Here is a 2,465-nt window from a genome sequence, read left to right as displayed (position 1 = left end):
CAGGCGCAGGACCCGTCGATGGAGGACTTCCAGCAGTTGGAGGGCTGTAACGAGGTCTTGAACGTGACGCGTCCGGACATCGTGGCCAATGTGCACCGTGAGTATTTCGCGGCCGGTGTGGACTGTGTGGAGACGAACACGTTCGGTGCGAACTTCGCCGCGTTGGCCGAGTACGACATCCCCGACCGCAATTTCGAGTTGTCGACTTCCGGGGCGCGGATCGCCCGGGAGGTCGCGGATGAGTTCACCGCCTCGTCGGGGCGGCAGCGCTGGGTGTTGGGCTCGATGGGCCCGGGCACCAAGCTGCCGACGTTGGGCCACATCGACTATGCGACGATCCGTGACGCCTATCAGGTCAACGCGGAGGGCTTGATCACCGGTGGGGCCGACGCCCTGCTGGTGGAGACCACCCAGGATCTTCTCCAGACGAAGTCCTCGATCATCGGCGCGCGTCGCGCGATGGAGGCGCTCGGCGTCTGCGTGCCCCTGATCTGTTCGGTCACCGTGGAGACCACCGGGACGATGCTGCTCGGTTCGGAGATCGGCGCCGCGCTGACCGCGCTGGAGCCGCTCGGTATCGACATGATCGGCCTGAACTGCGCGACCGGGCCGGCGGAGATGAGCGAGCACCTGCGCTACCTGGCCCGCAACGCGCGTGTTCCGCTGTCCTGCATGCCCAACGCCGGTCTGCCGGTGCTGGGCAAGGACGGCGCCCACTATCCGCTGTCGGCCCCCGAGCTCGCCGACGCGCAGGAGACCTTCGTGCGCGAGTACGGCCTGTCGCTGGTCGGTGGCTGCTGTGGCACCACGCCCGAGCATTTGCGGCAGGTGGTGGAGCGGGTCCGGGGTCTGGCTCCGGCGGAGCGGCGGCCGCGGCCGGAGCCGGGTGCGTCGTCGCTGTACCAGACGGTGTCGTTCCGGCAGGACACCTCGTATATGGCGATCGGTGAGCGGACCAACGCGAACGGTTCGAAGAAGTTCCGCGAGGCGATGTTGGAGGCCCGTTGGGACGACTGCGTGGAGATGGCCCGGGACCAGATCCGCGAGGGCGCGCACATGCTCGATCTGTGTGTGGACTACGTGGGTCGTGACGGCGTCGCCGACATGCAGGAGTTGGCCGGGCGTTTCGCGACGGCCTCGACGCTGCCGATCGTGCTGGACTCCACCGAGGTTCCCGTGATCCGGGCGGGTCTGGAGAAGCTGGGCGGGCGCGCGGTCATCAACTCGGTGAATTACGAGGACGGTGACGGCCCGGAGTCGCGTTTCGCGAAGGTGACCGCGCTGGCGCGGGAGCACGGCGCGGCGTTGATCGCGCTGACCATCGACGAGGAGGGTCAGGCCCGCACCGTCGAGCACAAGGTGGCCATCGCCGAGCGGCTGATCGAGGACCTGACCGGCAACTGGGGCATCCACGAGTCGGACATCCTCATCGACACCCTGACGTTCACGATCTGCACGGGTCAGGAGGAGTCCCGGGGCGACGGCATCGCCACCATCGAGGCGATCCGCGAGCTCAAGCGGCGTCACCCCGAGGTGCAGACCACGCTGGGCCTGTCGAACATCTCCTTCGGCCTCAACCCGGCCGCCCGGGTCCTGTTGAACTCGGTCTTCCTCGACGAGTGTGTCAAGGCGGGCCTGGATTCGGCGATCGTCCACGCGAGCAAGATCCTGCCGATCGCCCGGTTCGACGAGGAGCAGGTCACCACGGCGTTGGATCTGATCTACGACCGGCGGGCCGAGGACTACGATCCGCTGCAGAAGCTGATGGCGCTGTTCGAGGGCGTCAACACCAAGTCGATGAAGGACGGCCGTGCCGAGGAGCTCCTCGCGCTGCCGCTGGACGAGCGGCTGCAGCGCCGCATCATCGACGGGGAGAAGAACGGCCTGGAGGACGACCTCGCCGAGGCGCTTCGGAGCCGTCCGGCGCTGGACATCGTCAACGACACCCTGTTGGAGGGTATGAAGGTCGTCGGCGAGTTGTTCGGCTCCGGTCAGATGCAGCTGCCGTTCGTCCTGCAGTCCGCCGAGGTGATGAAGACCGCGGTCGCCTATCTCGAACCGCACATGGAGAAAACCGACGACGACGGCAAGGGCACCATCGTGCTCGCCACCGTCCGCGGTGACGTCCACGACATCGGCAAGAACCTGGTCGACATCATCCTCACGAACAACGGCTACAACGTCGTCAACATCGGCATCAAGCAGCCCGTCTCCGCGATCCTGGAAGCCGCCCAGGAACACAAGGCCGACGTGATCGGCATGTCCGGCCTGCTGGTCAAGTCCACCGTGATCATGAAGGAGAACCTGGAGGAGCTCAACCAGCGCAAGCTGGCGGCCGACTACCCGGTCATCCTCGGCGGGGCGGCCCTGACCCGCGCCTACGTCGAACAGGACCTCCACGAGATCTACGAGGGCGAAGTCCGCTACGCCCGCGACGCCTTCGAGGGCCTGCGCCTCATGGACGC

At 66.8% G+C, this 2,465-nt stretch carries 1 protein-coding gene; it reads left to right on the top strand.

What is annotated here, in order from left to right; all coding sequences use genetic code 11:
- On the top strand, positions 1–2,465 hold a 2,465-nt coding region (metH, locus tag E6R62_RS37375; protein ID WP_136217899.1), incomplete at both ends, for a methionine synthase.

The organism is Streptomyces sp. A1136 (genome assembly GCF_004795055.1).
Lineage (GTDB): Bacteria > Actinomycetota > Actinomycetes > Streptomycetales > Streptomycetaceae > Streptomyces.
The sequence above is the reverse complement of the archived record's forward strand: the minus strand, read 5'-3'. Positions and strand labels throughout refer to the sequence as shown.